This window comes from Agrobacterium sp. H141 (assembly GCF_057158725.1).
Genome location: NZ_CM169893.1, coordinates 914,739 through 940,861 on the forward strand (window position 1 = coordinate 914,739; position 26,123 = coordinate 940,861).

Genomic DNA, 26,123 nt, shown 5'->3' on the forward strand with positions numbered 1-26,123 from the left:
GAAAGTTCCATGGATTTTTAGATTTTCAACGTTGATCCACTGCCCCTTTGCCTTCCTGCTAGCGCACGAGCCCGATTTCGCACGCAAGACGGACGGTCTTTGTGCGCGCAGACACGAAAGTTGGCGATCGGCATAGAGAATACTTGAAAACTATAATCATGTTTTATATCAAGCGTCGAAACGGCTTCCAGGTTTTGGCGCAAAGGGGAGTTTTCCCAAGAGTTGCCATCGTCCGCTATTTTCCAGGTGCGTTATGATGCTTTATTCGATTTCAAGATCTCTTTGTGCTGTCGGTATTGCCGCTGCTTTCTCGGTCCTTCCGCTTGCCGCACCATCCTCATTCGCACAGCAGCAACTGCCAGCGGCTGAACAGACCGAGCAGCCGTCGACACCAGCAACCGAGGTTCCGGCTGTAAGTCTTGAGCCGACCGCCGAGATCACCCCCTCCGGCGTGTCCGCGGTGGATGACACGAGCGCAGATCCGCAGAACGGAATCGTTGCGGATGAGGCGGCTGAGGTCGAGGCAGTGTCGACACCAGCTTCGGTGCCGAATTCGACGCTCCCTCATGAACTGTCCGTTGTCGGCATGTTCCTGGCCGCGGATATCGTGGTGAAGGCCGTGATGACGATGCTGGCAGTTGCCTCCCTTGCGACCTGGACCATCTGGTTGGCCAAGTCGCTGCAGATCATGGGCGCGCGTGCTCGGGCCAATCGTGGCTTGCGGGTATTGAGCGATGCGCGCACCCTTTCTGCTGCCGCCGATGCGATGGGAAAACGCCGGGGCGTGGTGGCAGCGATGTTGGCAACGGCTGGAGAAGAGCTTCGTTTTTCAGATGGAGCAATCGATCACGCCGGGGATCATGGGGTGAAAGAGCGGGTGGCACTTGTGTTGTCCAGAATCGAGGCGCGCGCCGGGCGCCATATGTCCAAGGGGACAGGCGTTCTTGCAACGATCGGCTCGACTGCGCCCTTCGTGGGACTGTTCGGTACGGTCTGGGGCATTATGAACGCCTTTATTGGCATTTCGGAATCCCAGACGACCAATCTTGCGGTCGTGGCACCGGGCATTGCCGAGGCGCTGCTGGCGACAGCGGTAGGCCTGATCGCGGCGATTCCGGCTGTGATCATCTACAACGTCTTTGCCCGCTCGGTGACCGGATATCGCCAACTACTGGCGGATGCCGGTGCCAGCATCGAGCGCCTTGTCAGCCGCGATCTCGATTTTCGCCGGGTGCCGGCCTCACCGGCTGCGTCCCTGGTCAAGTCCCGATAAGGAGTTCGTATTATGGCTGGCGGAATCCGCGACAGTGGCAATGGCGACGAGCTTTCGGAAAACCACGAAATCAACGTGACGCCGTTTATCGACGTGATGCTGGTATTGCTCATCATCTTCATGGTGGCTGCGCCTTTGGCGACTGTTGACGTGGCCGTTGACCTTCCGGCATCCACCGCGACGCCGGCGGACCGTCCGGACGAGCCTGTCTATGTCACGCTGACCGAGGATCTCGGCTTAAGCCTGGGCGACAGTACCTTGCCACGAGATCAGTTCGTTGCGGCGCTGGACCAGCAGACAGGTGGGGATCACGAGACGCGGATCTTTTTGCGTGCCGACAAGGCTGTCGACTATGGCGCATTCATGGATGTGATGAATCTGCTGCGAGATGCCGGATATCTGAAGATCGCGCTTGTCGGTCTGGAAGCAACGCCTGCCGCTCAACCGAGCGATGCGGCTCCCGACGACGAGAAAACCCAATGACGCCCGAGGCAAGAGCCAAGGCCTATCGGTTCAGTGGTGGGGATTTCCTTCTGTGGTGCTCTGCGGCGATCATCGTGTTAGGCGCGCACGGAGCGGCGATGGCCGTAATCCTGAGCAACACACCTGAGCCACCTGCTGCGGATCCGGGGCAGGCAGCGATCATGATCGACCTTGCGCCCGAGCCGGAGGCTGTGGAGACCGACCAAACGGAGGTGTCGACCGACACTGAAGATTCGATGGCCATGGACTCGCCAACCGTAACACCACCGCCTATGCCGGATCTCGAGGCACTGGCCGAACCCCCGCCGGATCTTACTCCCCCGGAACCGGTCCAAGAACCTGTGGTCGAGCCTCCGCCCGTCGAGGAACCACCTCCGGTCGAGCCGCCCGAGGAGGAAATAGAGCCCGAAGAAGTTCCGATCGAGGAACCCGTCTTGGAGGAGCCTGACGAGATCCAGGAGGTGTTGCCGGTGCTTCCGGATGAGATTGCCGTGCCTTTGCCTATGGCTCGGCCGAAGCCTCCGGCACCTCCGGAAAAGAAAGTCGTCAAGAAGAAGGCGCCTCCGCCGCCGGCTTCGAAGGCCAGGAGCAAGGCAAAGGCGGACACGACCCAGTCCGATCGTAATGCCGCCTCCAAGAACAGCACAGGCGGTGCCAGTTCGTCCGTCTCTCCGGCCCGCTGGCAGTCCAAGCTGCTGTCGCATCTGAAACGCTACAAACGCTATCCGAGTGCTTCGAAAAGCGATCGCGAGCAGGGCACGGTCACGGTGCGGTTTCGTATCGATCAGAGTGGTCGCGTCCAGTCCGTCTCGGTCTCACGGTCGTCCGGTTTCAGCGCGCTCGATCAGGCTGCTATCGACATGGTTCGCCGCGCGTCGCCAGTTCCGGCACCGCCAGCCGGCGTGAATCTCACTTTGGTCGTTCCGGTCCGCTTCGATATCCGCTGAGAGTATGCTCTGGATAGTTTCTCCAGAGCGTACGCGTTGGGCGTTAGCTGCGGATACGCAAACCATCGTCGCCGAATCGATAGATGCGGGTTCGATCGAGCTTCAGCGTCCGCTCGGTGTTGATGTCGACCGAATATTCGCCGAACAGCCGCACGACAATCAGGCCGGCCTCACCGCAATTCACGTAGACATTGGTCTCCGAGCCAAGGTGCTCGACATGGGAGACCTTGCCGGAAATATCGCCAGCGCCTTCGACGAAGGTCAGGTGTTCCGGGCGAATGCCCACGGTTTTTGCATCGGTGTCGCCAATTGCCTTGCCCGGCATCAGATTCATCTTCGGTGAGCCGATGAAACCGGCGACGAAGAGGTTGGCGGGATCGTTGTATAGCTCCATCGGCTTGCCGACCTGCTGGACGATGCCGTTATGCAGCACCACGATCCTGTCGGCGAGAGTCATGGCCTCGACCTGATCATGAGTGACATAGACCATGGTGGCACCGAGTGTGTGGTGCAGGTTGGCAATCTCCAGGCGCGTCTGGACCCGCAGCGCCGCATCGAGGTTGGAGAGCGGTTCATCGAACAGGAAAAGCTCCGGCTCGCGCACAATGGCGCGACCGATGGCCACGCGCTGCCGCTGGCCACCGGACAGTTCTGCAGGGCGACGCTCCAGCAGTTGATCGAGCGACAGCATGGTGCTGGCCTTGTCGACGCGCTGCTCGATCACGGCCTTGTCTTCGCCAGCCTGTTTGAGGCCGAGCGCCATGTTGTTCTTCACGTTCAGATGCGGATAGAGCGCATAGGATTGGAACACCATGGCAATGCCCCGTTTGGCGGGTGGCGCTGTCGTCACATCCTTGCCGCTGATTTCGATGGTGCCGGTCGTCGTGTCCTCAAGACCGGCGATGGTGCGTAGGAGAGTCGACTTGCCGCAACCAGAAGGTCCGACAAATACCACAAACTCGCCGTCGGGGATGTCGAGATCGATGCCCTTCAATACCTCGACATGGCCATAGGACTTGGTGACACCCTTGATTTTCAGAGAACCCATTGATGTCGTCCCTTAAAGTTTGACTGGTTGGCCGCTGCGCACGCTGTGATCGGCAGCGAGGCAGATTTCAAGCGATGCGACGGCGTCGCGCATGTGGCGTTCGAGATCGACGTCCTGGGTAATCGCATTCAGCACGAATTGCTGCTCACGGTAGCAAAGCTCGTCGTGGCCGGGCTCATCTTCCATCGAGAGGTTCTGATCCTCCTTCGTAAAGGCACCATTGGCGTCCATCGTCGATTTGTGGATGCGGATCAGGGAGGTCTTGGTGTGGGTGTCGATATCGTCGGACTTGATACCTTCCGGTACGACGATCGAGACACAGCCGGCAGGCGAAATCACGTCCTTCACGAAGAAGGCGGTCTCCGACATCATCGGCCCCCAGCCGGCCTCGTACCAGCCAACCGATCCGTCGTCGAACAACACCTGGAAATGGCCGTAGTTATACATGTCCTCGGCAATCTCGTTGGACATGCGCAGTCCCATGCCGCGTACCTCCACGGCCCTGGCATCGGTAATCTGGCACATCACATCGACATAGTGCACGCCGCAATCGACAATCGGTGGTGTCGTGTTCATCAGCTGCTTGTGTGTGGACCAGGTTTGGCCGCTGGATTGCTGATTGAGGTTCATGCGGAAGACGAAGGGGCCGCCCAGGTTGCGGGCTTCCTCGATCAGTTTGATCCAGGAAGGGTGGTGGCGCAGGATATAGCCGACGACCAGCTTGCGGTTCAGTCGGGTTGCGCATTCGACCACGCGGCGTGCGTCCTCGGCAGTCGTTGCCAGTGGCTTTTCAACGAAAACATGGGCACCGTTTTCCATCGCATGAATGGCGAAGTCGGCATGGCTGTCGGAATAGGTGGCGATCACGCAGAGGTCGGGTTTCAGCTCGGCGATTGCGGCCTTGAAATCGGGCAGGATGGTGTGGTGGGAGAGACTATCGGGAAGCTTGACCTTCGAGCGGTTGACGAGTGCGACGATCTCGCAGCCCGGCAGAGCTTCCAGTGCCTGGGCATGGCTTAGGCCCATATTTCCGAGGCCGGCCACGATAACGCGAATAGGTGTGGTGGATGTGTCGGTCATTTGACAGCTCCCGCAGTGATCCCGCGAATGAGCTGACGGGAGAAGATTGCATAAAGGATCAACACTGGAATGATCGCCAGTGACAGAGACGACAGGACCGCGTTCCAGTCGGTGACGAACTGCCCGATGAAGACCTGGGCACCGAGCGTGACGGTCTTGGTCTCTTCGGATGGTGCCAGGATCAGCGGAAACCAGAGATCGTTCCAGATCGGGATCATGGTGAAGACGGCAACTGTTGCCATGGCCGGGCGCACCAATGGCAGTACGAGCTGGAAGAAAATCCGGTATTCCGACAATCCATCGACTCGCCCGGCATCTTTCAGGTCCTTGGAGACCTGCTGCATGAATTCAGAGAGGATGAAAATCGCAAGCGGCAGACCTTGAGCGGTGTAGACGAGAACAAGGGCGGTCAGCGTGTTGACGAGGCCGGAGGCCACCATCAATTGCAGGATCGCAACCGTGCCCAGGCGGATGGGGATCATGATGCCGAGCGCCAGATAGAGCCCCATCAGGCGATTGCCTCGAAAACGGTATTCCGACAGCGCGAATGCCGCCATCGCCCCGAACAGGAGCACGAAGAACAGCGAGGCGACTGTGACGGTCAGGCTGTTTTGAAAATAGAGCACAAAGTCGCCCTGCTTCATCACCGTCTGGTAACCGACAGTCGAAAAGCTCTCGGCATCAGGCAGGCTGAGCGGCGAGCGGAAAATGGCCTTCCTTGTCTTCAGCGAGTTCATGACGATCAGGACGACCGGAAACAGCGCTATCACCGTATAAGTCGCGAGGATCGCATGGGAGGCGAGGGAACGGGAAAAGGATTGTCTGGCCTGGCTCATCTTACTCTCCTCAGAACTGGTATCGACGCATGCGCGTCTGGATCAGGAAAAGATAGGCGCAGACGCCCGCAAGGATGATCAGGAACATGATGGAGGCGATAGTGGCGCCCATATTGGGGTCGCCGATCTGGAGCTGGAATCCGAAGAACACCCGATACAGGAAAGTGCCGAGAATATCGGTGCCGAAATTTGGACCGGCGAGCGCCCCTTGCGCCACATAGATCAGGTCGAAGGCGTTGAAGTTGCCGACGAAGGTGAGGACCGAGATGATGCCGATCGATGGCAGGATGAGCGGCAGCTTTATCTTCCAGAATTGCCCCATGCCGGTAATGCCGTCGCATTCCGCAGCTTCCAGGATTTCGTCCGGGATCGACAGGAGTGCGGCGTAGATCAGCATCATAGGAATGCCGATGAACTGCCAGACCGAGATGAGTCCGAGTGTTGTCAGGGCGTAAGCCTCTTTGCCGAGCCAAGGCAGGAAGAGCGATTTCAACCCTACCAGGGCCATGAGATCCGGTGCGACGCCCCAGAGCGGCGAGAGAATGAGTTTCCAGACGAAGCCGACGATCACGAAGGAGAGGATGGTGGGCACGAAGATTGCTGTGCGGTAAAAGCCGCGGAACCGCAGCCTGGGATTGGACAGCAAGGCTGCCAAAAGGATGCCAATCGGGTTCTGCACCAGCATATGGATGACGAAGAACCAAGTGTTGTTGCCCAGCGCATTCCAGAAGCGTTCCGAGAAATGCGGCTCGAAGAACAGGGTGCGGAAGTTTGCAAGGCCAGCAAAGACCATCTGGTTGTCGACTGACCGGTAGAGCGAAAGCTGCATCGTCGCAAACAGCGGCAGGATCATGATCGCGGTATAGACGAGCACTGCCGGCGCCAGAAACACGGCGATGTGGAGCCTCGAATGGCCACGATTATTGCGGGCGTTGGTCATCGATCCCTGCCGTCGTCATCAAGAGTAATGGACACATGTGCCGTTAAACGGGCTTGCGGGCCATCACAAGGATGGCCCGCAATGAGATTGACGACTTACTTCTGCGGATCGTACCAGCTGGCCAGGCCGTCCTGAAGCTGCTTTGCGGCTTCTTCCGGCGTCTGTGTGCCCTTGATCACGTTTGCTGAAACGGCCCAGGTCTCGTTTTCGAGGTTGGGTGTTCCACGCGACAGGATCTGGTAGGTCGAGCGGATAGTCGACTGGCACTTCTCACGCCAGGACACGAATTCCTGAGCAAGCGGATCGTCCAGCTTCACGGCTTCCTTGGAGAGCGGGAAGAAGCCGGGCAGGGCATTGGCGTAGAGCGTTGCGAATTCCGGCGAGGCAACCCAGTTGAGGAAGGCCTTGGCGGCTTCCGGATGTTCGGTCTTGGCGTTCATGCCGATGCCGATATCGGTGTGGTCGGAAATGTAGCAGGTGTCGCCTTCGTTTTTGACAGGTGGCGGGAAGGCGCCCATCTTGAAGTCTGCATTGGCTTCAAAGCCTGCAATTTCCCAGGAACCGGCCGGATAGATGGCGGCGCGGCCAAGGGTGAACAGGTTCTGGCTGTCGGGGTAGGTCTGGGCTTCGAAACCGTCGCCGAGATAATCCTTCCACTTGGCCAGAACGCGATAAGGTTCGACCCAAGGCTCGTCGGTCAGCTTTTCTTCGCCCTTGATCAGTTTGTTACGGCCTTCTTCGCCCTTCCAGTAGGTTGGGCCAATGTTCTGGTAGCCCATGGTCGCAGCTTCCCACTGGTCGTTGGTGCCCATGGCCATCGGGATATAAGTGCCGTCTTCCTTGATCTTGTCGAGGGCGGCGAAGAACTCCGCTTCGGTCTTCGGCACGGAGATGCCGAGTGTCTCGAAGGCGTCCTTGTTATAAATGAAGCCGTGGATAACAGAGGCCATCGGTACGCAGAATGGTGTGGAGCCATCGTCGGTGATCCAGGCGGATTTTGCGACGTCGGAGAAGTTCTTCATGCCTTCCAGATCGGAAAGCGATGCGAGATAGCCTTTGTCGTAGAGGGCAAGGGAGGCATCAAACGGACGGCAGGTGATGAGGTCGCCTGCAGAGCCTGCTTCCAGCTTGGAGTTGAGTGCTGCGTTGTATTCGGTTGGGGCCATGGGCTGGAAATTCAGCTTGATGCCCGGATGCGAGGCTTCGAACGCCGGAATGAGCTTTTCCTGCCAGATTGGCAGGTCGTCATTGCGCCAGCTTTCAATGGTGAGGGTTGCATCTTCTGCGAAGGCGCTCCCTGCCGAAGCGAGCACTGTCGCCCCGATGAGCATGGACTTGATGGCGGTCATGGTCATTTTTTTACTCCCAGTTTTCTTTGCCCTGAGGCGGTTGAAGTCTCGTTCCCCTTGATGCCTTCCAGCGCCCTATCGAGGCGTCCTTGGGCATCAAACAGCAGCCGTTCGGCCTGTTGCTTGTCGTCGGCTCCAAAGCCGATGAGTATCGCTGTTTTTACGTCGCCGCCGGTTTTGTCCAGTAATTCGCCAGCATGTTCGTCGGAGGTCTCGGCAATTGCGCTGACGATCCGGATTGCACGCTTGCGCAACTTGCTGTTGGCGGCATTCAGATTGACCATATGGCCTTTATAGACGTGACCCAGGCGGGCTCCGACCAAGGTCGAGATCGAATTCAGGACGATCTTCTGCGCGGTCGCAGCGCCAAGGCGCGTAGAGCCAGCCACCACTTCGGGCGGCGTATCCAGGTCGATTGCGATTGCACAGATGCGCCCGAGTTCGCTTTCGGAATTGTTGGTGATGGCAATGGTCTCGGCGCCGGCCGTTTTGGCCGCATGGGCCATTTCCATCACGAACGGTGTGGAGCCGCTGGCCGAGAGCAGCAAAAAGCAATCATCGGAACGAATGGCCTGTTTGGCAAAAACAGCGTCTGCTTCTTCCGCAGAATCTTCCGCCGATGCCTCAAAGCTTTCAATCGTGTTCAGGCCTTCCGCCAGAAGAATGCGGATCTGCGATTTGTCGATGCCAAAGGTGCCGGGAATTTCCAGCGCATCGGCAAGCGCCATCAGTCCGGAGCTTCCGGCGCCGCAATAAAAGACCCGTCCGCCACAATTGATCGTGTTCGTGACCTTGTTTGCCGCTGCTGAAATCAACGCCGCTTTGGAAGAGACGATCTCTGCTGCAGCAAGGTGAGAGTTGACCATGGCGGCAACCGCATCGGCCTCGTCCATCTGATCGATGGCGCCAAGGTCGATATTTGCTTGCTCGGTCTTGGGTATCGCGTTCAAGGCCATCCGGTCCCTCCGAAAGGTATCATGCCAAATCAATACCATTTGTCCAGAGTCATTTTTCCACAGGCCGGGAAACGCGGAATTTTGGGCGATATGTGTCGCATTTTCTGAGTTGGGAGAGGCAGGAGAGAATTGGACTTGTCGAATGGTATGTTTTTGGTATCCTTCTTTTTGAGGAGACGTCCATGGATCTCGCATTCAGTTTTGACGGCAGCGGTAAGAGTTGCAACGCAGTGGGCTCAACCATTGCGGTGAGCGATCCGGACGGTGCGGGGCAAGATACGATAAGGCATTTTCCGCGTCGGTTGAGGATACCGGTGTGACGGATTTTCAGGCCATCCTGTCCAAGGACCAGATCGTGGCACGAGGGCCGGGTCCGCTCTATGTCAATCTTCAGAAGATTTTGGACGAACTGATATCCGAGCGACGGATCGAACCGGGTACGGCTTTGCCGACCGAGCGCGATCTCGCTGAAATGTCCGGTCTCAGCCGGGTGACGGTGCGCAAGGCGGTTGATGAACTGGTTCAGCGCGGTCATCTGGTGCGCCGGCAGGGGTCTGGGACCTTCGTTGCACATCTTGCGGCGAAGGTCGAACAGCCGCTGTCTAAACTCACATCGTTCAGTGAAGACATGGCGCGGCGTGGCCTTGAGACCAAATCGGTCTGGTTGAACAAGGGCGTTTTTTCTCCCTCGCCCAATGAAACCATGGTGCTTGGTCTGTCACACGATATCGATGTCGTCAGGCTGGAACGCTTGCGCACCGGTGGCGGTATGCCGCTTGCGATCGAGCTTGCGGCAATTTCAACGGAGTTCCTGCCGGACCCGGATCTGGTCACCACGTCGCTTTATCAGGCGCTGAAGTCGCGCGGGCACAATCCCGTTCGCGCGACACAGCGCATTTCGGCGCGCAATAGCGACGAGCGCGAGGCCGAACTGCTCGGTATCGAGGTGGGCTCGGCGGTGCTGCAGATGGAGCGGGTTACATATCTTTCAACCGGGCGGGTGATCGAATTCACCCGATCGGTCTATCGCGGCGACACCTATGATTTTGTCGCCGAACTCAGAGTCTCAGACAATAACAATCAACTGGTGGAAGTTTAGACGTGTCACAGACCCATATGCAGCGCGAAGTGCTGGAAATTCCCGAAGCCGTAGCGCGGTTGCTCGAACTCGGTGCTGCTCAGGCGGAGAATTTCGCGACGGAGTTTCTGAAAGCCCAACCTTCGATGATTGCCACCATCGGACGCGGATCGTCCGATCACGCTGCTTATTTTCTCAAATATGCATTCGAGATTACATTGGGTATTCCCGTGGCGTCGCTCGGTCCATCGCTCGCATCGCTCTACGGCGCATCGATGCATCTGAAAAATACCGCTGCCATTGCGATTTCCCAGTCGGGCAAAAGTCCTGATATCGTTTCGCTTGCGCAGTCGGTCACCCAGTCCGGCTCCTTGTCGATTGCGCTCGTCAACAGTGTGCCGTCGCCCTTGTCTGATGCATGCAGCCATGTGCTGGACATCGGTGCCGGACCGGAAAAATCGGTCGCTGCGACCAAGTCCTTCGTCAATTCCATCGTCGCCGGCCTGATGTTGCTGGCCGCAATCAGCAAGGACGCCGGACTTTCTTCGGCATTGAAGACGCTGCCCAAGTCGCTGGATGCTGCCTTGAACCAGAACTGGCAGGCGCTGTCTGATCATCTGATCCAACGCAAATCCATGTTCGTGCTTGGGCGTGGTCCAGCCCTTGCGATTGCCCATGAGGCGGCGTTGAAGATGAAGGAAACATGCGCGGTGCATGGTGAGGCCTATTCGTCTGCCGAGGTGCTGCACGGCCCTGTCGAAATCCTGGATGATGGCTTTCCGGTGCTGGTGTTCAATCCCGGCGATCGCAGCGGGCAGGCAACTGCCGGCGTTGCGCGCGAGATTGCGGGACGTGGCGCTTCTGTGTTCATGGCGGGCGGTTCTGTCGGTGCCGGGCTTTCGGAGCTTTCCGTTGCGTCAACCGGACATGCGCTGACGGATGCGCTGGTCCAGATTGTCAGCTTCTACGTGTTTGCAGAGGCCCATGCCCGCCGCTTGGGACGCAATCCCGATGAGCCCAAACAGTTGAAGAAAGTCACGGAGACTATCTGATGGCAAAGACTGCCTTTACCTGCGACCAAATTTTCGATGGTCATGCCATGCATGGTAACGCGGCCATTCTTGTCGAAGACGGGGTCTGCCTCGGTGTCGTGCAACAGGATGCCGTTCCTGCAGGGGTTTCGGTAGAGGCAGTGGCCGCCTGGTGTCTATCTCCCGGGTTTGTCGATCTCCAGGTCAATGGCGGCGGTGGAGCGCAATTCAATGATCAGGTGAACGTTGATGGGATTGCAACGATCTGCGCTGGCCATGCCCGATATGGAACGACATCGGTGATGGTGACCCTGATTACCGATACGGCAGATTGCTCCAGGCGTGCGGTGGAGGCTGCCATTGCAGCGCAGGCGGCAAATGTGCCGGGCTTTCTCGGGCTGCATCTGGAAGGTCCGCATCTGTCGCTTGCGAAAAAGGGCGCCCATAGTGCCGATCTCGTTCGCCCGATGATGGTCGCCGATCTGGATTTTCTGATTGAGGCGAAAAGCAAACTGAACCATCTGATGATGACGCTGGCGCCTGAGTCGGTGACGGAGGCGCAGGTCAGGGCACTGAGTGGCGCAGGTGTCCGCATCAGTCTGGGCCACAGTGCCTGCGATGCGGAAACGGCCAAACGATACACCGAGGCCGGTGCCTGTATGGTCACCCATTTGTTCAATGCCATGAGCCCGCTCGATCACCGCACGCCGGGGCTTGCAGCTGCGGCCCTTCTCGACGCGCGCCTGATGACAGGTATCATACCGGACGGCATTCATGTTCATCCAGACATGATGCGGATTGCGCTGAGAGCCATGGGCGGGCCGCGCATGTTTGCCGTTACCGATGCCATGGCGACCATTGGCACCGACATGACGAGTTTCGACCTCAACGGGCGCAAGATCCTGCGCGAGAACGGTCGGTTGACGCTTGCAGACGGCACGCTTGCCGGTGCCGACATCGATATGGCGGCCTGCGTGAAGAACCTGCATGAACTGGTTGGGTTGCCGCTCGAGGATGCACTTGCGATGGCGACCTCCATTCCGGCACTTGCCCTTGGCGTGGATGATGTCGGCCGCCTCACACAGGGAAGTCGTGCCGATATTGTTGCCATCGATCAACAGTTTGGCGTTCGTGTTTTGCCGGTCGCTTGAGTGATGTTCATGGGACTGCAGACAATGCCGGCCCGGCCGTGCCTTTCACGACACTGAGGGAGCCGTCCGTCTCCAGGATGACGGCCGCGACCTCCGTAGGGTCTGCCTCTCCGGAGGCCCGGATAGCCGAAAGAACTTCGTCTTTCGTCAGCCGTTTTGCCTTGAGCGCCGCTGCGAGGAACTCACCATTGCTGAAGACCAATGCAGGCTCGCTTTTGATCAGGTCGCTCACTTTTTCGAACCGAACCGACATCCACGTAATGGTGAACTGAAGAAGGATCAGCAATGCAAGGGCAACTAACCCGTCTGCCAGAGGCACGGATTTGCTCAGCATGACCGTCGCCAGCACAGAGCCGAGCGCGACGGTGACCACCAGATCGAAGGCGTTCAGCTTTGCAAGCGTCCGCGGCCCTGAGATGCGCAGCATTGCAATGAGGGCGATATAGGCAATGACGCCCACCAGAATGACGCGGGCGATGCCAAGCCAGGATTCAAATAACATCGATCAAGTTCTCCTCTCAAAAAGAGGCAACGCTTGGGGTGGGAGAATGGCACCATCTGCCGACCAGAGACGATAAGTTTCTAACAGCGCAGGGAACGAAAAGACGAGACTGTCCGTTGTGGGGCCTGAGACAATGTCGTCTCCGAGGAGATTATCATGGGTAGCACAGCCGATAAGGTCGCCGGAAAGTCCAACGAGATTGCTGGCAAGGTTCGTCAGGGTGTAGGCGATGCCGTCGACAACAAGGAGATGGAAGCCAAGGGCGAAGTTCAGGAAGCCAAGGGCAAGGCCCAGCAGGCCAAGGGCGAAGCCAAGGAAGCTGTCAAGAACGTCGTCGACAAGGCCTGAATTCTTTTCAAGGCAATTCAGAAGAGATCCGCAGCCTTCCGGCCGCGGATTTTTTTTCGCCTCTATTTGCATCGCGACGGCAAAGACGGGATCCGTCCCATCCAAAAAATATCAACTGAAAGTTGGAACCTTTTATCGTCTAAGGTGTTGTTATTATACGGAGTTAATCAAGTTCGAATTGCCTGATGGCAACGAATGTCGCTGTGCACAAAATCTCCGTTGCACGCGGGGCGATCGAACGCATAAACCGAAAATTCAAGGGGAGATACCTTATGAAACAGTTTCTCGCGACCACCGCACTGAGCGCAATTCTGATGAGTTCGGCAGCAGGTGCTGCCACTCTCGATCCGACAATGATGTATCAGTCGCAGCCAACAGACATCCGTGCCTCCGAGTTCATCGGTTCGCGCATTTACGCCACGGAAGACAATGTTTCAGCTGAAACCGCGGTTAAGGCTGGTGATGAAGCGAATTGGGACGATATCGGCGAAATCAACGAGGTCATCTTGAGCCGTCAGGGCGAAGTTGAAGCCGTTGTTCTCGGCGTCGGCGGTTTCCTCGGAATCGGCGAAAAGGATGTTGCTATCCCGATGAAGGACGTCACTTTCGTCAAGAACGGCGACGAGCATGACGATTACTTCCTGGTCGTGAACGCCAACAAGCAGGTCCTGACTGACGCGCCAGCCTATATGGCTGACGAACACGCCGATGCGTCTGCCTCCATGAAGACGGACGCGACAGCAACCGACATGAAGACGGACGCCACTGCCACGGACGGCCGCACGGCGCTGGTTCGCCCGGATGTGACGAAGGAAGGTTATACGTCTGAAAAGACCGACCTGACAGCTGACGCTCTCAAGGGCGCGTCGGTGTATGGTGCCAAGGATGAGGATGTCGGTGATGTTGCTGAAGTCCTGCTCAATGACGACGGAACCGTCAAGCAGCTGGTTCTGGATATCGGCGGCTTCCTGGGCATGGGTGAACACCGCATCGCTGTGAACCTCGATGAGGTCAATATCATGCGCAACGCCGATGGCGACGATGTTCGCGTCTATGTCGACTCGACCGAAGAAGCTTTGAAGGCACAGCCGGAATATACCGGCGGCTGATCAAGAGCGTATTGATCGAGCGCTATAAAGTGATTGCCTCCCCATCGGTATTGCCGGTGGGGAGGCTTGTGTCTGAGAGGCGCCTTTTGGAATTGGCTTTAGAGCAAATCAAACTTGTCTCGACGCCGTCCCATCTCAGAACTCGGTCCATTCCTGCGCCGCGGCTGCATTGCCCAGCGCTGCACGACGCGGTGCCTTGTTTGAACTCGTGTAAGTTGCCTCTCCAGATGCCATGCGTTGTGCTGTCTGTTGAAGTGCTTTCACCTGGCCACCGGAATTGCCCAAATTAAATTGGTCAATGAGCTGGCGCAGGTTGTTAGCCTCTTTGGCCAGTGTTGCAGCCGCTGCTGAGGATTCTTCGACCATTGCCGCATTTTGCTGGGTGGTCTGGTCCATCTGGTTGACGGCCGTATTGACTTCGACGAGGCCGGTCGACTGTTCACGACTGGATGTTGCAATTGCGTCCATGTGCCCGTTGATACTGACAATGAAGCTGCCGATCGATTTCAGCGCTTCACCTGTATCCGACACAAGCTTTACGCCTGTAGCCACTTCCTGCGTCGATGTCTGGATAAGGCCCTTGATCTCCTTGGCAGCGTTGGCTGAACGCTGGGCCAGTTCGCGCACTTCCTGCGCGACGACTGCGAACCCCTTGCCGGCTTCGCCAGCTCTTGCCGCTTCGACGCCGGCATTGAGGGCAAGCAAGTTGGTTTGGAAGGCAATTTCATCGATTACGCCGATGATATTGGAAATCTGGCTCGAAGAGTTCTCGATCTGGCTCATGGCGTTCACGGCCTGAGCGACGATCTCGCCAGAATGCGTGGCCGATGAATTGGCCTGTGCTGCCACCTGCCGTGCTTCTTCGGCCCGTTTCGAGGCAGACGTCACGTTGACGGTGATCTGATCGAGCGCTGCAGCTGTTTCCTCCAAAGCAGCGGCCTGCTGTTCTGTGCGTTTGGACAGATCGTCGGAACCAGAGGAGATTTCTTGCGATCCGCTGGTGATGCTGGAAATGCTACTGGCGACAGAAGACAGTGTGCTGGCAAGCTGTGTGACGGAGGTGTTGAAGTCCTGGCGCAAGCCTTCAAAATCAGGGGCAAAGGCGTCAGTCAACTGGATGGAGAGATCACCGGCCGAGAGGCGCTTCAATCCAGAACCCAAGTCGGTGGTTGCCTTGGACATAGCATCTGCCCGTTCCTTGTCTGCCTTTGCCTGCGCAATACGGTCTTTCTCGGATTGAGACCTGTTGGCTTCAATGAGCTGATCAGCCTCGATCTTCGACAGGGCCGTCTTGTGGAAGACCTCAACAGCGCTTGCCATGGCTCCGATTTCGTCACGTCGGCCGAGACCCTGGATTTGGATATCGAGGTTGCCACCCGACAGGTCGCGCATGGTGTTCGTGATAGAGACCACCGGCTTGCTGATCGCGCGGATGAGGAGCCAGCACATGAAGACAGCGCTGAAAACAGCTCCAATTGCCCCTATGATCAGTGAGAGTGTGGACCGCGAAAGGTCGTTTTGTAACTGCCCTGAACGCCTTTCGAGCAGTACCTCTTCGGCTGCACTAAGGTCCGAAAGCTTGTTGCGGATGGCGTCCATTGTCGTCTTGCCGGCACCTGATGCCTCCAACTGCCTTGCCTCGTCCAGCGTTGCTGGATCGGAGCCGAGCTTCAGCTCGACATTGGCAACGGTTTCATGCCATTCCCGTGCAAATGCCGCAATCTGATCGATACGGACCTGCTGTTCGGCATTGTCACTCGTGAGCTCTTTCAGTTTTGCCAGTTGCGTATTGAATTCGACTTGTCCCGACTTGTAAGGGTCAAGAAACCCTTCGTCACCGGACACGAGGAAACCGCGCATTCCCGTTTCCTGGTCCACCATGGCGGCCCCCACCTTCTGAGCTACGCTCAACACGACATAGGTGTGGTCATTCCATTGGTTTGCCTCCTTGACCGACGCGGTGGCGAGCAAGGAGGAAATCGAAGCGGCAATCGAGATCACGATCACGACCGCAAAGGCAATCGTCAGTTTCAGCCCTATAGTCAGGTTGGACAGCATTATGGTCTCCGGTAGGTGAAGCGCGGGTCTGAGCCGGCTGCAATAAGTCGTTTGAAACTTTGGCGGGCAGGCGTAGGTAACGGAGCTCATCATGAGGTCCGGGGCACGACGACGGTTGATTGCGGGCAAATATTTTAGAAAATGGTTCGCAATGGAATCGTGATATTCTAAAATATAAATTTCATATATTTATGTTCAGTTAATTAGTGTACTGTGCGGAAGTGGACGTCGCGTATAACTCAGTGCGCTTTTACTGAAGCGGTGGCGCAGACCGATGCACCTGTCCTGTCCCTGGACATCAAGCCGGAGACTCACATCGCGGGCAATGCGATCTCTCATTCATTCGGTCTGGACGTTTTATCTAAAACTCACTTGTCGACAGGCGCTCAAACAGCGGCGCCTGATGACCCGCGTTAGCGAAAGAGGCAAACGCGCAATTCCATGAATTTTGGAAGAAAAATGGTGCTGCTAGAGAGATTTGAACTCTCGGCCTCTCCCTTACCAAGGGAGTGCTCTACCCCTGAGCTATAGCAGCATCCGACGGGCGAAGCGGTTGGTGTCCGCCCGGAGCGAGTGGCCTATTGCCATAGCTTGGCGGTGAGCGCAAGCCGCAATTCAAACTTCGGGGAAAGAAATGGTGCGTTCCGCGCTTGGTGCTTTTGGCGCGGCAGGTTTTCGGTTAAGGAAAGCGCATGTCCCAGTCGAATGATGAAAATTCCACAACCGCTGAAAGGCGGCGCGCTTCGCTCAAGATCGAGCAGGATGCCAAGCGCGCGCGCGTCGCCAGCAAGCTCAAGGAAAACCTTTTGCGGCGCAAGCAGCAGATGCGGGCGCGTCGGGCTGGCGATGCCGATGAGGCAGAAGGCCTGCCTGCCGCAAAATCGTCGCAAGCCGATGATTAAGCCCTTCTGCACGGGGCGAATTGAATGCGCTTCTCTTTTCCTCTAAGACGCCTTTCCTCGGCGGCAAGTACCCTGACGAAATAACAAGAAAGGCGGGCCCGGCCCGTAAGCACAGTATGGATCGTATTCGGATTGTCGGCGGAAATCAGCTCAACGGCATCATTCCCATCTCCGGCGCAAAGAATGCCGCGCTTCCCCTGATGATCGCGTCGCTTCTGACCAGCGATACCCTGACACTGGAAAATGTGCCGCATCTGGCCGATGTCGAACTGCTTCTGCGCATTCTCGGCAATCACGGGGTCGATATTGCCGTGAACGGTCGTCGCGAGCACCAGGACGGTTCTTATTCGCGCACGGTTCATTTCACCTGCCGCACGATTGCCGACACCACAGCGCCTTACGAGCTGGTGTCGAAGATGCGTGCCAGCTTCTGGGTGATCGGTCCGCTGCTGGCGCGCGAGGGCCGTGCCCGCGTTTCGCTGCCGGGCGGTTGCGCCATCGGTACGCGACCGGTCGATCTGTTCATCGATAGTCTTGTTGCGCTGGGCGCGACGATGGAAATCGATAGCGGCTACATCGAAGCGACAGCGCCGAAAGGCGGCCTTGTGGGCGCGCGCTACACGTTCCCCAAGGTTTCTGTCGGTGCGACCCATGTGATGATGATGGCGGCATCGCTTGCCAATGGTACCACTGTCATCGGCAATGCTGCCCGCGAGCCGGAAGTTGTCGATCTCGCCAATTGCCTCAATGCCATGGGCGCGAAGATCACCGGTGCCGGCACTTCGACAATCACCATTGAAGGGGTTACCAGCCTGTCGGGCGCGCGCCATCGGGTTCTGCCGGACCGCATCGAGACCGGTACCTATGCGATGGCGGTGGCCATGGCCGGTGGCGATGTTGTTCTTCAGGGCACGGATCCCTCACTGCTCGATACGGCGCTCGAGGCCCTTCGCCGTGCCGGTGCGGAAATCACGCCGGTCGAAGGCGGTATTCGTGTTGTTGGCCATGGTGATGACATTCGTCCCGTGGACATCGTGACCGAGCCGTTTCCCGGTTTTCCAACGGACCTTCAGGCGCAGTTCATGGGGCTCATGACGCGTGCCAACGGGGTCTCGCATGTGACCGAGACGATCTTCGAAAACCGCTTCATGCATGTGCAGGAACTGGCGCGTCTGGGTGCGCATATCACGCTGTCGGGCCAGACGGCACGGATCGAGGGCGTGAAGGGCCTGCGGGGGGCTCCGGTCATGGCGACCGATCTTCGCGCCTCGGTGTCGCTGGTCATTGCCGGCCTTGCCGCTGAAGGTGAAACTCTGGTCAACCGCGTCTACCATCTCGATCGCGGGTTTGAACGGCTGGAAGAAAAGCTCACGCGTTGCGGCGCTATTGTTGAGCGGATCAGCGACTAACCTCCCATTTCGGGCGAAAATCGTCATTCCGTTTCATTTTTATCCAGCTTTGGGGCGCAACGGCGTTGCGTCCCTTGGCATCGCGACTTATTTCCAAGGCAAGTTGAATACTTCGGAAACAGGCGAGAGCCGGCGGGATTAAGATATCATGGATGCATTGAAACTTCTGGCTCTTGATCAGGACGACCTCGCGATCATCTCTGCCCATGTGCAGGATGGGGTGTTCAAGGTTGGCGATATTTCCTTTTCGGCCCGGGCCGGTCAGTTGAGTATCGTTCTCAATCGTTTTGTCTGGGAAAAGGCGCAGCGCAAGCAGAAGAGTTTCGAGCGTCGACGTGCAGCCATCACCTTCAAGCGCGTCAATGCCGTTCGCTCCATCGGATTCGATCGTTCCAAACGCGAAGAGGTGCTGTCATTGCTTGCCATCCGCTTCGTTCAGGACGGTGACGGGCCTGAAGGGCGCATCGAAGTCTTGCTGTCAGGTGGCGGGACGATCTCGATGGATGTCGAGGTGATCGAAGTCCAGCTTGCCGATACCGGCGGAGCATGGGAAACCGGCTTCATGCCGAGCCATCCGGGCAACTGAGCGCTGTAACGCAGTCCGGATCATAGAATATATGGCAGTGTCATCTGCCAAGGAAAAAGGGTCTTTTAGAGTGGCAATCTGGCTTGAACAGACGTCGAGTGATTTTGAGCAGCGCTTTGCGGAATTTCTGATGACGAAGCGCGAAGTCTCCGACGACGTGAATGCCGTGGTGACCGCTATCATTTCGGATGTACGGGCCCGCGGCGATGCAGCGCTTGCCGAATACTCCAAGCGCTTCGACGGTCTGGACTTTGCTCAAACGCCGATGCGTGTCGGTCTGGAGGAGATCGAGGCAGCTGTATCGCTCGTCGAGCCGGAGGTTCTGGGTGCCTTGAAGCTGGCTGCCGAACGGATTGAAAAGCATCACGCCCGGCAGATGCCGAAGGACGATATCTATGAGGATGCGCTGGGCGTTGGCCTTGGATCGCGCTGGACAGCGATCGAGTCCGTCGGTCTTTATGTGCCGGGCGGGACAGCCAGCTATCCAAGCTCTGTATTGATGAACGCGGTGCCAGCCAAGGTTGCCGGTGTGCCGCGAGTGGTGATGGTTGTGCCGGCGTCTTCCGGGCTGATCAATCCGACTGTGCTGGCGGCAGCCCATATTGCCGGTGTCGATGAGATCTATCGGGTCGGCGGCGCGCAGGCGGTGGCAGCGCTTGCCTATGGCACGGAAACCATCGCGCCGGTGGTCAAGATCGTCGGACCGGGCAATGCCTATGTGGCAGCCGCCAAGAAGCACGTCTTCGGGACTGTCGGGATCGACATGATAGCCGGCCCGTCCGAAGTGCTGATCATTGCCGACAAGAACAATAATCCCGACTGGCTGGCTGCCGATCTGCTGGCACAGGCCGAACACGATACGGGCGCGCAGTCGATCCTGGTCACCGATAATTCCGATCTCGGCCATGCGGTGATCGAATCGGTGGAGCGGCAATTGGAGACCCTTGGTCGCGCGGCCACCGCCGCGGCGAGCTGGCGCGATTTCGGGGCGGTGATTATCGTTCCGGATCTGGACGCGGCTGTGCCCTTGGCTGACCGCATTGCTGCCGAGCATCTGGAACTGGCCATGGATGATCCTGACACATTGCTGCCCAAGATCCGCAATGCCGGTGCGATCTTTGTCGGCCGTCACACACCGGAAGTGATCGGCGATTATGTCGGTGGGTCGAACCATGTGTTGCCGACGGCGCGCTCGGCACGTTTCTCGTCCGGTCTGTCCGTTCTGGATTTCGTCAAGCGTACTTCGATCTTGAGGCTTGGCCCGGAACAGTTGCGCGAGCTTGCTCCGGCTGCGATTATCCTTGCAAAGAGCGAGGGGCTCGATGCGCACGCACGTTCCGTTGCCATACGCCTCAATCTTGAGGAGTAGCGATGGCTTCGGGCGACTTCCGTCTCTGCGATGTTATTCTCGATGAAACGATCGGGCGTTCGACGCCCGATGTCGAGCATGAGCGGGCGGTCGCCATTTTCGATCTGATCGAGGAAAACCGGTTTGAGCCTGCCGGTCACGAGCATGGGCCCTACAAGCTCTATCTCTCGCTGGTGGACAGCAAGCTGGTCTTTTCGATCAAGACCGAGGCAGAAGAGGGTGTGGCGACCCATATCCTGTCGCTCACACCCTTTCGGCGGATCATCAAGGACTACTTCATGATCTGCGAAAGCTATTACGAAGCGATCCGGTCCTCGACACCAAGCCAGATCGAAGCCATAGACATGGGGAGGCGGGGCATTCATAACGACGGCTCGCAGATCCTGATGGATCGGCTGTCCGGCAAGATCGGCATTGATTTCGACACGGCACGGCGCCTGTTCACGCTGGTCTGTGTTCTCTACTGGCGTGGATAGGCCGATGGAGAGCGACGCGCATGCGGGCGCCGCGGACAAGCTGCCGGGCGCTATTCTGTTTGTATGCGGAATGAATGCGATACGCTCGCCCATGGCGGAGGTTCTGGCGCGGCACTTGCTGCCGTCAGGAACCTATATCGCCTCTGCCGGTGTGCGGGCAGGGGAGCGGGATCCGTTCGTGGATGCCGTTCTGGACGAGATCGGTCTGGAACTGGGGCGGCGTCAGCCGCAACGGCTGGACGATCTGGAGGACGACTATTTCGACCTGGTGGTCACGCTTGCACCGGAGGCGCATCACGCGGCATTGGAACTGACCCGGTCGATGGCGGTCGAGGTGCTCTACTGGCCGACGCCCGATCCGACGGTTGCGACCGGGACGCGCCAACAGATACTGGATGCCTATCGCGATGTGCGCGATCGGCTGAAAACGATGATAGAAGGCCGCCTTTTGAGCGGTCGAACGGCGGCTTCCGACACGGGTTTTCCGCCCGGTTGAAAAGCTTGCGTAACAAGGTTCACAAAACCGCGATGATTGTGTAGTTTCCGCCCACATTTTCGCGGAGTCATTTCCGCTGGATAAAACAGAAAGAAAAATGCTCAATGGCAAAAGAAGAAGTTCTCGAATTTCCGGGTGTGGTCGTCGAACTGCTCCCCAATGCGACGTTCCGGGTTAAACTGGAGAACGAGCACGAGATCATCGCCCACACTGCTGGCCGCATGCGCAAGAACCGTATTCGTGTTCTCGCCGGCGACAAGGTGCTGGTGGAGATGACTCCATACGACCTGACCAAGGGCCGCATTACCTATCGTTTCAAGTAAGATCACGCAAAACGCCGAACGAGAAACCCGGGGTCCATGGAACTGAGACAAAAGCTGATATTGGCCTCCGGCTCGCCGCGCCGCGTCGATCTGTTGAAACAGGTCGGCATCGAGCCAGATCGGCTGATGCCGATGGATATCGATGAGGCACCGAAGAAATCCGAACATCCCCGTTCGCTGGCAAGGCGGCTTTCGATCGAAAAAGCGCGTGCGGCTCAAGCTGCGGTGAAAAGCGATCTCGGCTGGAAGGACAGCTATATCCTCGCTGCCGATACCGTGGTGGCTGTCGGTCGCCGTATCCAGCCGAAGGCGGAGTATCTTGAAGAAGCCTCGTCTGCGCTCCATCTCTTGTCCGGGCGCAGTCACTGGGTGTTTACCGGTGTGTGCCTGATTACGCCCGACCGTACGGTGCGCCAGAAGGTAGTGGAAACCAAGGTCCGCTTCAAACGGCTGTCGCGTGCGGAAATCGAAGCCTATCTTGCTTCGGGCGAATGGCGCGGCAAGGCCGGGGCTTATGGTGTGCAGGGACTGGCCGGCAGCTTCGTGCAGAAGCTTGTCGGCTCCTATACCAATGTGGTCGGACTGCCGCTGTTTGAAACCACGCAACTGCTGGCTGGCGAGGGCTTTGATACTCTCGCATCCTGGGCAGAGGGATAAACATGTCGGAGAAACCATCCATCGGGGCGAAAGTCGAACCCCTTCGCAAGGCAATGCCGTGTCCGGAATGCCGTCGTCCGTCCACCCGTGAAAACTATCCGTTTTGCTCGGATCGCTGCCGATCGCTCGACCTTTCGCGCTGGCTGAATGGCGCCTATGCCATTCCGGTTGCAGATGATGAAAGCAGGGCTGACGGCGATGACGACTGATACGGCTTGAAAACACCGTCGCGCATGCTAGTCTTTCGCGATGCAGCAGAAAATCGATCCGCCCAAAGTTTCAACCTCGGACGATAGTGACCAGATACCGCGGCGATTGCGCGAGAGTCTGGAGCTGCATCTGGCCAATATCTATCCGGATCTCGACGAGAGTGATCTGGCCCGAAAGATTGCTGCTGCATTCTGGACTGAGGGCCATGTGCCTCGCCGCCGTGGACGCACGCCCATGCACCCGATCTGGACGGAGCGCGACACCTATGTGATTGCCTATGGCAACAGCCTGATCGATGGCGAGCACAAGCCGCTCGATCTGTTGAAGGACTTCCTGAGCGCGCATCTCAAGGGGACGGTCAGCGGCGTCCATATCCTTCCCTATTTCCCTTATACCTCCGATGATGGTTTCGCCGTCACCGATTACCGGGCCGTCAACAGCGTGCTTGGCGATTGGCATGACGTGGAGCGTATCGCATCAGACTTCCGGCTGATGTCTGACCTTGTGCTCAATCACGGCTCCAGCCAAAGCACGTGGTTTGCCGAATATCTGCAGGGCCATTCGCCCTATGACCGCTTTTATTTCGAGGCATCGCCGAGCGACGATCTGACCAATGTGGTTCGGCCGCGCGCCCATCCCTTGTTGCGTGAAGTGGAAACGGCCAATGGTACGCGCCATGTCTGGGCGACCTTCAGCCACGACCAGATCGATTTCGATTTTTCCAATCCGGAAGTCTTGCTGGAATTTATCCGTATCCTGCGCTTTCATATCGATCGCGGGGTGCGCACGGTCCGGCTCGATGCTGTTGCCTTTGTCTGGAAGGAAGTCGGCACCAATTGCATTCACCTGCCGCAAACCCATGAGATCGTGCGCCTCTTCAGGGTGCTTGCCGATTATGCAGAAGAGCCGGTGGTGTTGATCACCGAGACCAATGTGCCCAATGTCGAAAACCTCTCTTATTTCGGCAATCGCAACGAGGCGCATGCGATCTACAATTTCTCGCTGCCGCCTCTGATCCTGCATGCGCTTTTGAACGGCACGTCCAAGCATCTCAATTCCTGGCAGATGGCAATGCCGCCGGCACAGCTCGGTTGCGCCTATCTCAATTTCACCGCCTCCCATGACGGGATCGGCCTTCGACCGGCCGAGAGCCTTCTTGAAGACACCGAGATCGCCGACATGATCGAGACCGTGCAGGGCTTTGGCGGGCTTGTGAGCATGCGGCGTCTTCCCGATGGGGGTTTCCGCCCTTACGAGCTCAATGTCGCCTTGTTCGACGCCATGAAGGGCACTGTGAACGGCGTTGACGACTGGAATGTCGAGCGCTTCCTGTGCAGTCAGGCCATAGCCATGTCGCTGGAAGGAATTCCGGCCTTCTACATCCATTCTCTGCTGGGGACGCCCAATGATCTCGAAGGGGTTGAAAAGGCGGGCTATAACCGCGCCATCAACCGGCATCGCTGGCACTATCCCGAGCTTCAGGAAAAGCTCGCAGACCCGTCGACGATACAAGCTCGGGTGTTTTCGGAAATGAAGCGGCTGATCGGCATCCGTATCCGCCAGCCGGCCTTTCATCCCAATGCCACGCAGTTCACGCTGCAACTGGGGGAGAAGCTGTTTGGCTTCTGGCGCCAGAGCGATGACCGCACACAGAGCATATTTGCCATCCACAATGTCTGTGACGAAACCATCAGCATTTCGGCGATGTCGCTCAATCTCATTGGCGGCATGAACTGGAAAGACCTTCTATCCGACGAGGTCATCAGTGCCCGAGGCGGCGATATCGCGTTTGCGCCCTATCAGTGCCGCTGGATCTCGAACAAGGCTTGATCGCTGTCTCAACAGCGCTCCTGCGGCAGCGGAAAAATGCCGCTGTTCAGCGGTAGCGCGTACAGTCGAAGCACATGATTTTTATGCTTTTTTCGACTTCTTATAGATCTCCGTCAAAAAAGTGCCATTTGCCGCTGGACATGGCCGAACAAGATGTTATAACGCGCTCGCTTCCGGGGGAAACTATCCCCCAAAGAACCGGGAAACCGGTCTTTCGCCCGCAAAACGGCGTCGGTTGCCCGGATAGCTCAGTTGGTAGAGCAGCGGATTGAAAATCCGCGTGTCGGTGGTTCAAATCCGCCTCCGGGCACCATTTTTCTAAACGAAAATCGGTGTTTGTGTTTGGTCGTCGTCCTTGCCGCCGCGCTTGCTTTCTCCTCACGACATATTCCACTTTAGCCCGGGGTGATTGCGCGTTCGTCGCATGCTAGTCCTTGCTGGCTGATCGCGCTCCTCACTCAAGAGCGCGCGTCTGGCGATCGCAGCTATGCAATTTGCTGCGGTTCGGGAGGAGGAGGAATTTATGGAGTTTGCGCTCGATGACGAGCAGCGGGCCATTGTCGATATGGCGCGCCAGTTCGCAGATGAGGCCTTGCGGCCATTTGCGCTCAAATGGGACGAGGACAAGCATTTTCCGCTCGATACCTTGCGTGATGCCGGTGCTCTCGGCATGGGGGCCATGTATGTGCGCGAACAGTCTGGCGGGTCGGGGTTGGGGCGGCTTGAGGCTGCTCTGGTGATCGAGGCATTGGCCACCGGTTGCCCGACGATTGCTGCCTATATTTCCATTCACAACATGGTTGCCTCGATGATCGACCGGTTCGGATCGGATGATCAGCGCGAACGCTTCTTGCCCGGGCTTGCCAGCATGGAGGCTCTCGGCAGCTACTGCCTGACAGAGCCCGGCGCCGGCTCCGATGCGGCGGCCCTCACGACCAAGGCCATCCGGGATGGCGATCATTATGTCTTGAGCGGACAGAAGCAATTCATATCCGGTGCCGGTGCAAGCGCCGTCTATCTCGTCATGGCGCGCACGGGAGGTGAGGGGGCAAAGGGCATCTCTGCCTTTCTGCTGTCCAAGGATACGCCCGGTCTGAGCTTCGGGGCCATTGAGCGCAAAATGGGCTGGCATGCACAGCCGACACGGGCGGTCATTCTGGATGGCGCACGCGTTCCGGTGGAGAACCTGCTGGCGGCAGAAGGCGAGGGGTTCCGGATTGCCATGGCGGGGCTCGACGGTGGTCGCATCAATATCGCTGCGGCCTCGCTTGGCGGGGCGCAATCTGCTTTCGACAGCACGGTCGATTATATGGATGAGCGCAAGGCTTTTGGGAAACCGCTGCACGCATTCCAGGCTCTGCAGTTCCGACTGGCAGAGATGGCGACCGATCTGGAAGTCGCACGCAGCTTTTTATGGCGCGCGGCATCGGCGCTCGATCACGGCGATGCCGATGCGGCAAGGCTTTGCGCCATGGCAAAGCTGCATGTGACGGATCGCTGCTTCGAGGTTGCCAACCAGGCGCTTCAATTGCATGGCGGCTATGGTTATCTTGCCGAATACGGGATCGAGAAGATTGTGCGCGATTTGCGTGTGCACCAGATTCTCGAGGGTACGAATGAAATCATGCGGCTGATCATCGGGCGATCGATCACCGGTCGTGCGGGAGGCCGATAGA

General features: G+C 57.8%; 27 protein-coding genes and 2 tRNA genes. 20 read left to right on the plus strand and 9 right to left on the minus strand.

Going from position 1 to position 26,123, the window contains the following annotated elements:
• The first annotated feature begins 253 nt into the window (after window positions 1-253).
• From exbB to ACWPM9_RS04070, 3 genes are read left to right on the plus strand one after another with little or no spacing between them, the layout of a single operon-like run.
• A complete protein-coding gene (gene exbB, locus ACWPM9_RS04060) occupies window positions 254-1,273 on the plus strand; it encodes a tonB-system energizer ExbB (RefSeq protein ID WP_484756843.1) in 1,020 nt (339 codons plus the stop codon).
• A 12-nt stretch (window positions 1,274-1,285) separates the two neighbouring features.
• A complete protein-coding gene (exbD, locus tag ACWPM9_RS04065; protein ID WP_484756844.1) occupies window positions 1,286-1,756 on the plus strand; it encodes a TonB system transport protein ExbD in 471 nt (156 codons plus the stop codon).
• Window positions 1,753-2,703, plus strand: coding sequence for an energy transducer TonB family protein (locus ACWPM9_RS04070; RefSeq protein WP_484756845.1), 951 nt, complete (start codon window positions 1,753-1,755; stop codon window positions 2,701-2,703). Before exbD ends, ACWPM9_RS04070 begins: the two co-directional genes overlap by 4 nt.
• Window positions 2,704-2,746: 43 nt before the next feature.
• On the opposite strand, the gene ACWPM9_RS04075 is transcribed toward ACWPM9_RS04070, so the two are convergent.
• The 6 genes from ACWPM9_RS04075 to ACWPM9_RS04100 all read right to left on the minus strand — a co-directional run bounded on the left by ACWPM9_RS04075 (window position 2,747) and on the right by ACWPM9_RS04100 (window position 9,107).
• Window positions 2,747-3,751, minus strand: a complete 1,005-nt coding sequence (locus ACWPM9_RS04075; protein WP_484756846.1) for an ABC transporter ATP-binding protein — start codon at window positions 3,749-3,751, stop codon at window positions 2,747-2,749.
• A gap of 12 nt (window positions 3,752-3,763) precedes the next feature.
• Window positions 3,764-4,831: a Gfo/Idh/MocA family oxidoreductase gene (locus tag ACWPM9_RS04080; RefSeq protein WP_484756847.1), complete on the minus strand. Its 1,068-nt coding sequence runs from the start codon at window positions 4,829-4,831 to the stop codon at window positions 3,764-3,766.
• Window positions 4,828-5,667: a carbohydrate ABC transporter permease gene (locus ACWPM9_RS04085; protein ID WP_428187673.1), complete on the minus strand. Its 840-nt coding sequence runs from the start codon at window positions 5,665-5,667 to the stop codon at window positions 4,828-4,830. The genes ACWPM9_RS04080 and ACWPM9_RS04085 overlap by 4 nt, the downstream gene beginning before the upstream one ends.
• 10 nt (window positions 5,668-5,677) lie before the next feature.
• Window positions 5,678-6,607, minus strand: coding sequence for a carbohydrate ABC transporter permease (locus ACWPM9_RS04090; RefSeq protein WP_428187674.1), 930 nt, complete (start codon window positions 6,605-6,607; stop codon window positions 5,678-5,680).
• A 95-nt stretch (window positions 6,608-6,702) separates the two neighbouring features.
• Complete coding sequence (locus tag ACWPM9_RS04095; RefSeq protein ID WP_484756848.1) at window positions 6,703-7,962, minus strand: ABC transporter substrate-binding protein; 1,260 nt, start codon at window positions 7,960-7,962, stop codon at window positions 6,703-6,705.
• Window positions 7,959-9,107 carry an N-acetylmuramic acid 6-phosphate etherase gene (locus tag ACWPM9_RS04100; RefSeq protein WP_484756849.1) on the minus strand — a complete coding sequence of 383 codons (1,149 nt, stop codon included), beginning with the start codon at window positions 9,105-9,107 and terminating at the stop codon, window positions 7,959-7,961. The genes ACWPM9_RS04095 and ACWPM9_RS04100 overlap by 4 nt, the downstream gene beginning before the upstream one ends.
• A 121-nt stretch (window positions 9,108-9,228) precedes the next feature.
• Here ACWPM9_RS04100 and ACWPM9_RS04105 point away from each other — a divergent pair, with 121 nt between their 5' ends.
• The 3 genes from ACWPM9_RS04105 to nagA are packed head-to-tail and all read left to right on the plus strand — an operon-like array spanning window position 9,229 to window position 12,172.
• Window positions 9,229-10,011 (plus strand): GntR family transcriptional regulator, encoded by a 783-nt coding sequence (locus ACWPM9_RS04105; RefSeq protein WP_428187677.1) that lies wholly within the window; start codon window positions 9,229-9,231, stop codon window positions 10,009-10,011.
• A gap of 17 nt (window positions 10,012-10,028) precedes the next feature.
• Window positions 10,029-11,042 carry an SIS domain-containing protein gene (locus tag ACWPM9_RS04110; protein ID WP_484757592.1) on the plus strand — a complete coding sequence of 338 codons (1,014 nt, stop codon included), beginning with the start codon at window positions 10,029-10,031 and terminating at the stop codon, window positions 11,040-11,042.
• The gene (nagA, locus tag ACWPM9_RS04115; RefSeq protein WP_484756850.1) at window positions 11,042-12,172 is read left to right on the plus strand and encodes an N-acetylglucosamine-6-phosphate deacetylase; all 1,131 of its coding nucleotides are present in this window, start codon (window positions 11,042-11,044) and stop codon (window positions 12,170-12,172) included. The genes ACWPM9_RS04110 and nagA overlap by 1 nt, the downstream gene beginning before the upstream one ends.
• Before the next feature lie 7 nt (window positions 12,173-12,179).
• On the opposite strand, the gene ACWPM9_RS04120 is transcribed toward nagA, so the two are convergent.
• Entirely contained in the window at window positions 12,180-12,674 is a 495-nt protein-coding gene (locus ACWPM9_RS04120) for a DUF421 domain-containing protein (protein ID WP_484756851.1), read from the minus strand.
• A gap of 156 nt (window positions 12,675-12,830) precedes the next feature.
• Here ACWPM9_RS04120 and ACWPM9_RS04125 point away from each other — a divergent pair, with 156 nt between their 5' ends.
• Together ACWPM9_RS04125 and ACWPM9_RS04130 are read left to right on the plus strand one after the other, a co-directional pair.
• Window positions 12,831-13,022 (plus strand): CsbD family protein, encoded by a 192-nt coding sequence (locus ACWPM9_RS04125; RefSeq protein WP_484756852.1) that lies wholly within the window; start codon window positions 12,831-12,833, stop codon window positions 13,020-13,022.
• Between the two features lie 272 nt (window positions 13,023-13,294).
• Window positions 13,295-14,131 carry a PRC-barrel domain-containing protein gene (locus ACWPM9_RS04130; protein WP_484756853.1) on the plus strand — a complete coding sequence of 279 codons (837 nt, stop codon included), beginning with the start codon at window positions 13,295-13,297 and terminating at the stop codon, window positions 14,129-14,131.
• A 135-nt stretch (window positions 14,132-14,266) separates the two neighbouring features.
• On the opposite strand, the gene ACWPM9_RS04135 is transcribed toward ACWPM9_RS04130, so the two are convergent.
• Window positions 14,267-16,189: a methyl-accepting chemotaxis protein gene (locus tag ACWPM9_RS04135; RefSeq protein WP_484756854.1), complete on the minus strand. Its 1,923-nt coding sequence runs from the start codon at window positions 16,187-16,189 to the stop codon at window positions 14,267-14,269.
• A 460-nt stretch (window positions 16,190-16,649) separates the two neighbouring features.
• Window positions 16,650-16,724 (minus strand) — tRNA-Thr (locus ACWPM9_RS04140).
• A 157-nt stretch (window positions 16,725-16,881) separates the two neighbouring features.
• Between ACWPM9_RS04140 and ACWPM9_RS04145 the strand changes: the two genes are divergently transcribed.
• The 12 genes from ACWPM9_RS04145 (at window position 16,882) to ACWPM9_RS04200 (ending at window position 26,122) form a co-directional block, all read left to right on the plus strand.
• Entirely contained in the window at window positions 16,882-17,091 is a 210-nt protein-coding gene (locus ACWPM9_RS04145) for a hypothetical protein (RefSeq protein ID WP_428187683.1), read from the plus strand.
• A gap of 116 nt (window positions 17,092-17,207) precedes the next feature.
• Entirely contained in the window at window positions 17,208-18,500 is a 1,293-nt protein-coding gene (gene murA, locus ACWPM9_RS04150) for a UDP-N-acetylglucosamine 1-carboxyvinyltransferase (RefSeq protein WP_484756855.1), read from the plus strand.
• A 148-nt stretch (window positions 18,501-18,648) separates the two neighbouring features.
• A complete protein-coding gene (locus ACWPM9_RS04155; protein WP_428187685.1) occupies window positions 18,649-19,086 on the plus strand; it encodes a DUF2948 family protein in 438 nt (145 codons plus the stop codon).
• A gap of 70 nt (window positions 19,087-19,156) precedes the next feature.
• A complete protein-coding gene (hisD, locus tag ACWPM9_RS04160; RefSeq protein ID WP_484756856.1) occupies window positions 19,157-20,455 on the plus strand; it encodes a histidinol dehydrogenase in 1,299 nt (432 codons plus the stop codon).
• Window positions 20,456-20,457: 2 nt separating this feature from the next.
• On the plus strand, window positions 20,458-20,931 hold the full coding sequence (locus ACWPM9_RS04165; protein WP_428187687.1) for a UPF0262 family protein: 474 nt from the start codon (window positions 20,458-20,460) through the stop codon (window positions 20,929-20,931).
• A gap of 4 nt (window positions 20,932-20,935) precedes the next feature.
• Window positions 20,936-21,427 carry an arsenate-mycothiol transferase ArsC gene (locus ACWPM9_RS04170; RefSeq protein ID WP_428187688.1) on the plus strand — a complete coding sequence of 164 codons (492 nt, stop codon included), beginning with the start codon at window positions 20,936-20,938 and terminating at the stop codon, window positions 21,425-21,427.
• A gap of 104 nt (window positions 21,428-21,531) precedes the next feature.
• On the plus strand, window positions 21,532-21,750 hold the full coding sequence (infA, locus tag ACWPM9_RS04175) for a translation initiation factor IF-1 (protein WP_018067566.1): 219 nt from the start codon (window positions 21,532-21,534) through the stop codon (window positions 21,748-21,750).
• 36 nt (window positions 21,751-21,786) lie between these two features.
• Complete coding sequence (locus tag ACWPM9_RS04180) at window positions 21,787-22,407, plus strand: Maf-like protein (protein ID WP_428187689.1); 621 nt, start codon at window positions 21,787-21,789, stop codon at window positions 22,405-22,407.
• Window positions 22,408-22,409: 2 nt separating this feature from the next.
• Window positions 22,410-22,616 carry a DNA gyrase inhibitor YacG gene (gene yacG / locus ACWPM9_RS04185; protein WP_428187690.1) on the plus strand — a complete coding sequence of 69 codons (207 nt, stop codon included), beginning with the start codon at window positions 22,410-22,412 and terminating at the stop codon, window positions 22,614-22,616.
• A 40-nt stretch (window positions 22,617-22,656) separates the two neighbouring features.
• Window positions 22,657-24,447 (plus strand): sugar phosphorylase, encoded by a 1,791-nt coding sequence (locus tag ACWPM9_RS04190; protein ID WP_484756857.1) that lies wholly within the window; start codon window positions 22,657-22,659, stop codon window positions 24,445-24,447.
• Between the two features lie 237 nt (window positions 24,448-24,684).
• Window positions 24,685-24,760, plus strand: a tRNA-Phe gene (locus ACWPM9_RS04195).
• 210 nt (window positions 24,761-24,970) lie between these two features.
• On the plus strand, window positions 24,971-26,122 hold the full coding sequence (locus ACWPM9_RS04200) for an acyl-CoA dehydrogenase family protein (RefSeq protein ID WP_484756858.1): 1,152 nt from the start codon (window positions 24,971-24,973) through the stop codon (window positions 26,120-26,122).
• Window position 26,123: the final 1 nt, after the last annotated feature.

What these genes read in the sequence shown, in the direction of transcription:
- yacG (WP_428187690.1), top strand. Translation starts at nt 22,410, where the DNA reads ATGTCGGAGAAACCATCCATCGGGGCGAAAGTCGAACCCCTTCGCAAG.
- ACWPM9_RS04135 (WP_484756854.1), bottom strand. Translation starts at nt 16,189, where the DNA reads ATGCTGTCCAACCTGACTATAGGGCTGAAACTGACGATTGCCTTTGCG.
- ACWPM9_RS04165 (WP_428187687.1), top strand. Translation starts at nt 20,458, where the DNA reads ATGGCTTCGGGCGACTTCCGTCTCTGCGATGTTATTCTCGATGAAACG.
- ACWPM9_RS04190 (WP_484756857.1), top strand. Translation starts at nt 22,657, where the DNA reads ATGCAGCAGAAAATCGATCCGCCCAAAGTTTCAACCTCGGACGATAGT.
- exbB (WP_484756843.1), top strand. Translation starts at nt 254, where the DNA reads ATGATGCTTTATTCGATTTCAAGATCTCTTTGTGCTGTCGGTATTGCC.
- ACWPM9_RS04110 (WP_484757592.1), top strand. Translation starts at nt 10,029, where the DNA reads ATGCAGCGCGAAGTGCTGGAAATTCCCGAAGCCGTAGCGCGGTTGCTC.
- infA (WP_018067566.1), top strand. Translation starts at nt 21,532, where the DNA reads ATGGCAAAAGAAGAAGTTCTCGAATTTCCGGGTGTGGTCGTCGAACTG.
- ACWPM9_RS04070 (WP_484756845.1), top strand. Translation starts at nt 1,753, where the DNA reads ATGACGCCCGAGGCAAGAGCCAAGGCCTATCGGTTCAGTGGTGGGGAT.
- ACWPM9_RS04155 (WP_428187685.1), top strand. Translation starts at nt 18,649, where the DNA reads ATGGATGCATTGAAACTTCTGGCTCTTGATCAGGACGACCTCGCGATC.
- ACWPM9_RS04100 (WP_484756849.1), bottom strand. Translation starts at nt 9,107, where the DNA reads ATGCGAGATCCATGGACGTCTCCTCAAAAAGAAGGATACCAAAAACAT.
- nagA (WP_484756850.1), top strand. Translation starts at nt 11,042, where the DNA reads ATGGCAAAGACTGCCTTTACCTGCGACCAAATTTTCGATGGTCATGCC.
- ACWPM9_RS04120 (WP_484756851.1), bottom strand. Translation starts at nt 12,674, where the DNA reads ATGTTATTTGAATCCTGGCTTGGCATCGCCCGCGTCATTCTGGTGGGC.
- ACWPM9_RS04170 (WP_428187688.1), top strand. Translation starts at nt 20,936, where the DNA reads ATGGAGAGCGACGCGCATGCGGGCGCCGCGGACAAGCTGCCGGGCGCT.
- murA (WP_484756855.1), top strand. Translation starts at nt 17,208, where the DNA reads ATGGATCGTATTCGGATTGTCGGCGGAAATCAGCTCAACGGCATCATT.
- ACWPM9_RS04180 (WP_428187689.1), top strand. Translation starts at nt 21,787, where the DNA reads ATGGAACTGAGACAAAAGCTGATATTGGCCTCCGGCTCGCCGCGCCGC.
- ACWPM9_RS04130 (WP_484756853.1), top strand. Translation starts at nt 13,295, where the DNA reads ATGAAACAGTTTCTCGCGACCACCGCACTGAGCGCAATTCTGATGAGT.
- ACWPM9_RS04145 (WP_428187683.1), top strand. Translation starts at nt 16,882, where the DNA reads ATGTCCCAGTCGAATGATGAAAATTCCACAACCGCTGAAAGGCGGCGC.
- ACWPM9_RS04200 (WP_484756858.1), top strand. Translation starts at nt 24,971, where the DNA reads ATGGAGTTTGCGCTCGATGACGAGCAGCGGGCCATTGTCGATATGGCG.
- exbD (WP_484756844.1), top strand. Translation starts at nt 1,286, where the DNA reads ATGGCTGGCGGAATCCGCGACAGTGGCAATGGCGACGAGCTTTCGGAA.
- ACWPM9_RS04125 (WP_484756852.1), top strand. Translation starts at nt 12,831, where the DNA reads ATGGGTAGCACAGCCGATAAGGTCGCCGGAAAGTCCAACGAGATTGCT.
- ACWPM9_RS04090 (WP_428187674.1), bottom strand. Translation starts at nt 6,607, where the DNA reads ATGACCAACGCCCGCAATAATCGTGGCCATTCGAGGCTCCACATCGCC.
- ACWPM9_RS04085 (WP_428187673.1), bottom strand. Translation starts at nt 5,667, where the DNA reads ATGAGCCAGGCCAGACAATCCTTTTCCCGTTCCCTCGCCTCCCATGCG.
- ACWPM9_RS04095 (WP_484756848.1), bottom strand. Translation starts at nt 7,962, where the DNA reads ATGACCATGACCGCCATCAAGTCCATGCTCATCGGGGCGACAGTGCTC.
- ACWPM9_RS04080 (WP_484756847.1), bottom strand. Translation starts at nt 4,831, where the DNA reads ATGACCGACACATCCACCACACCTATTCGCGTTATCGTGGCCGGCCTC.
- ACWPM9_RS04075 (WP_484756846.1), bottom strand. Translation starts at nt 3,751, where the DNA reads ATGGGTTCTCTGAAAATCAAGGGTGTCACCAAGTCCTATGGCCATGTC.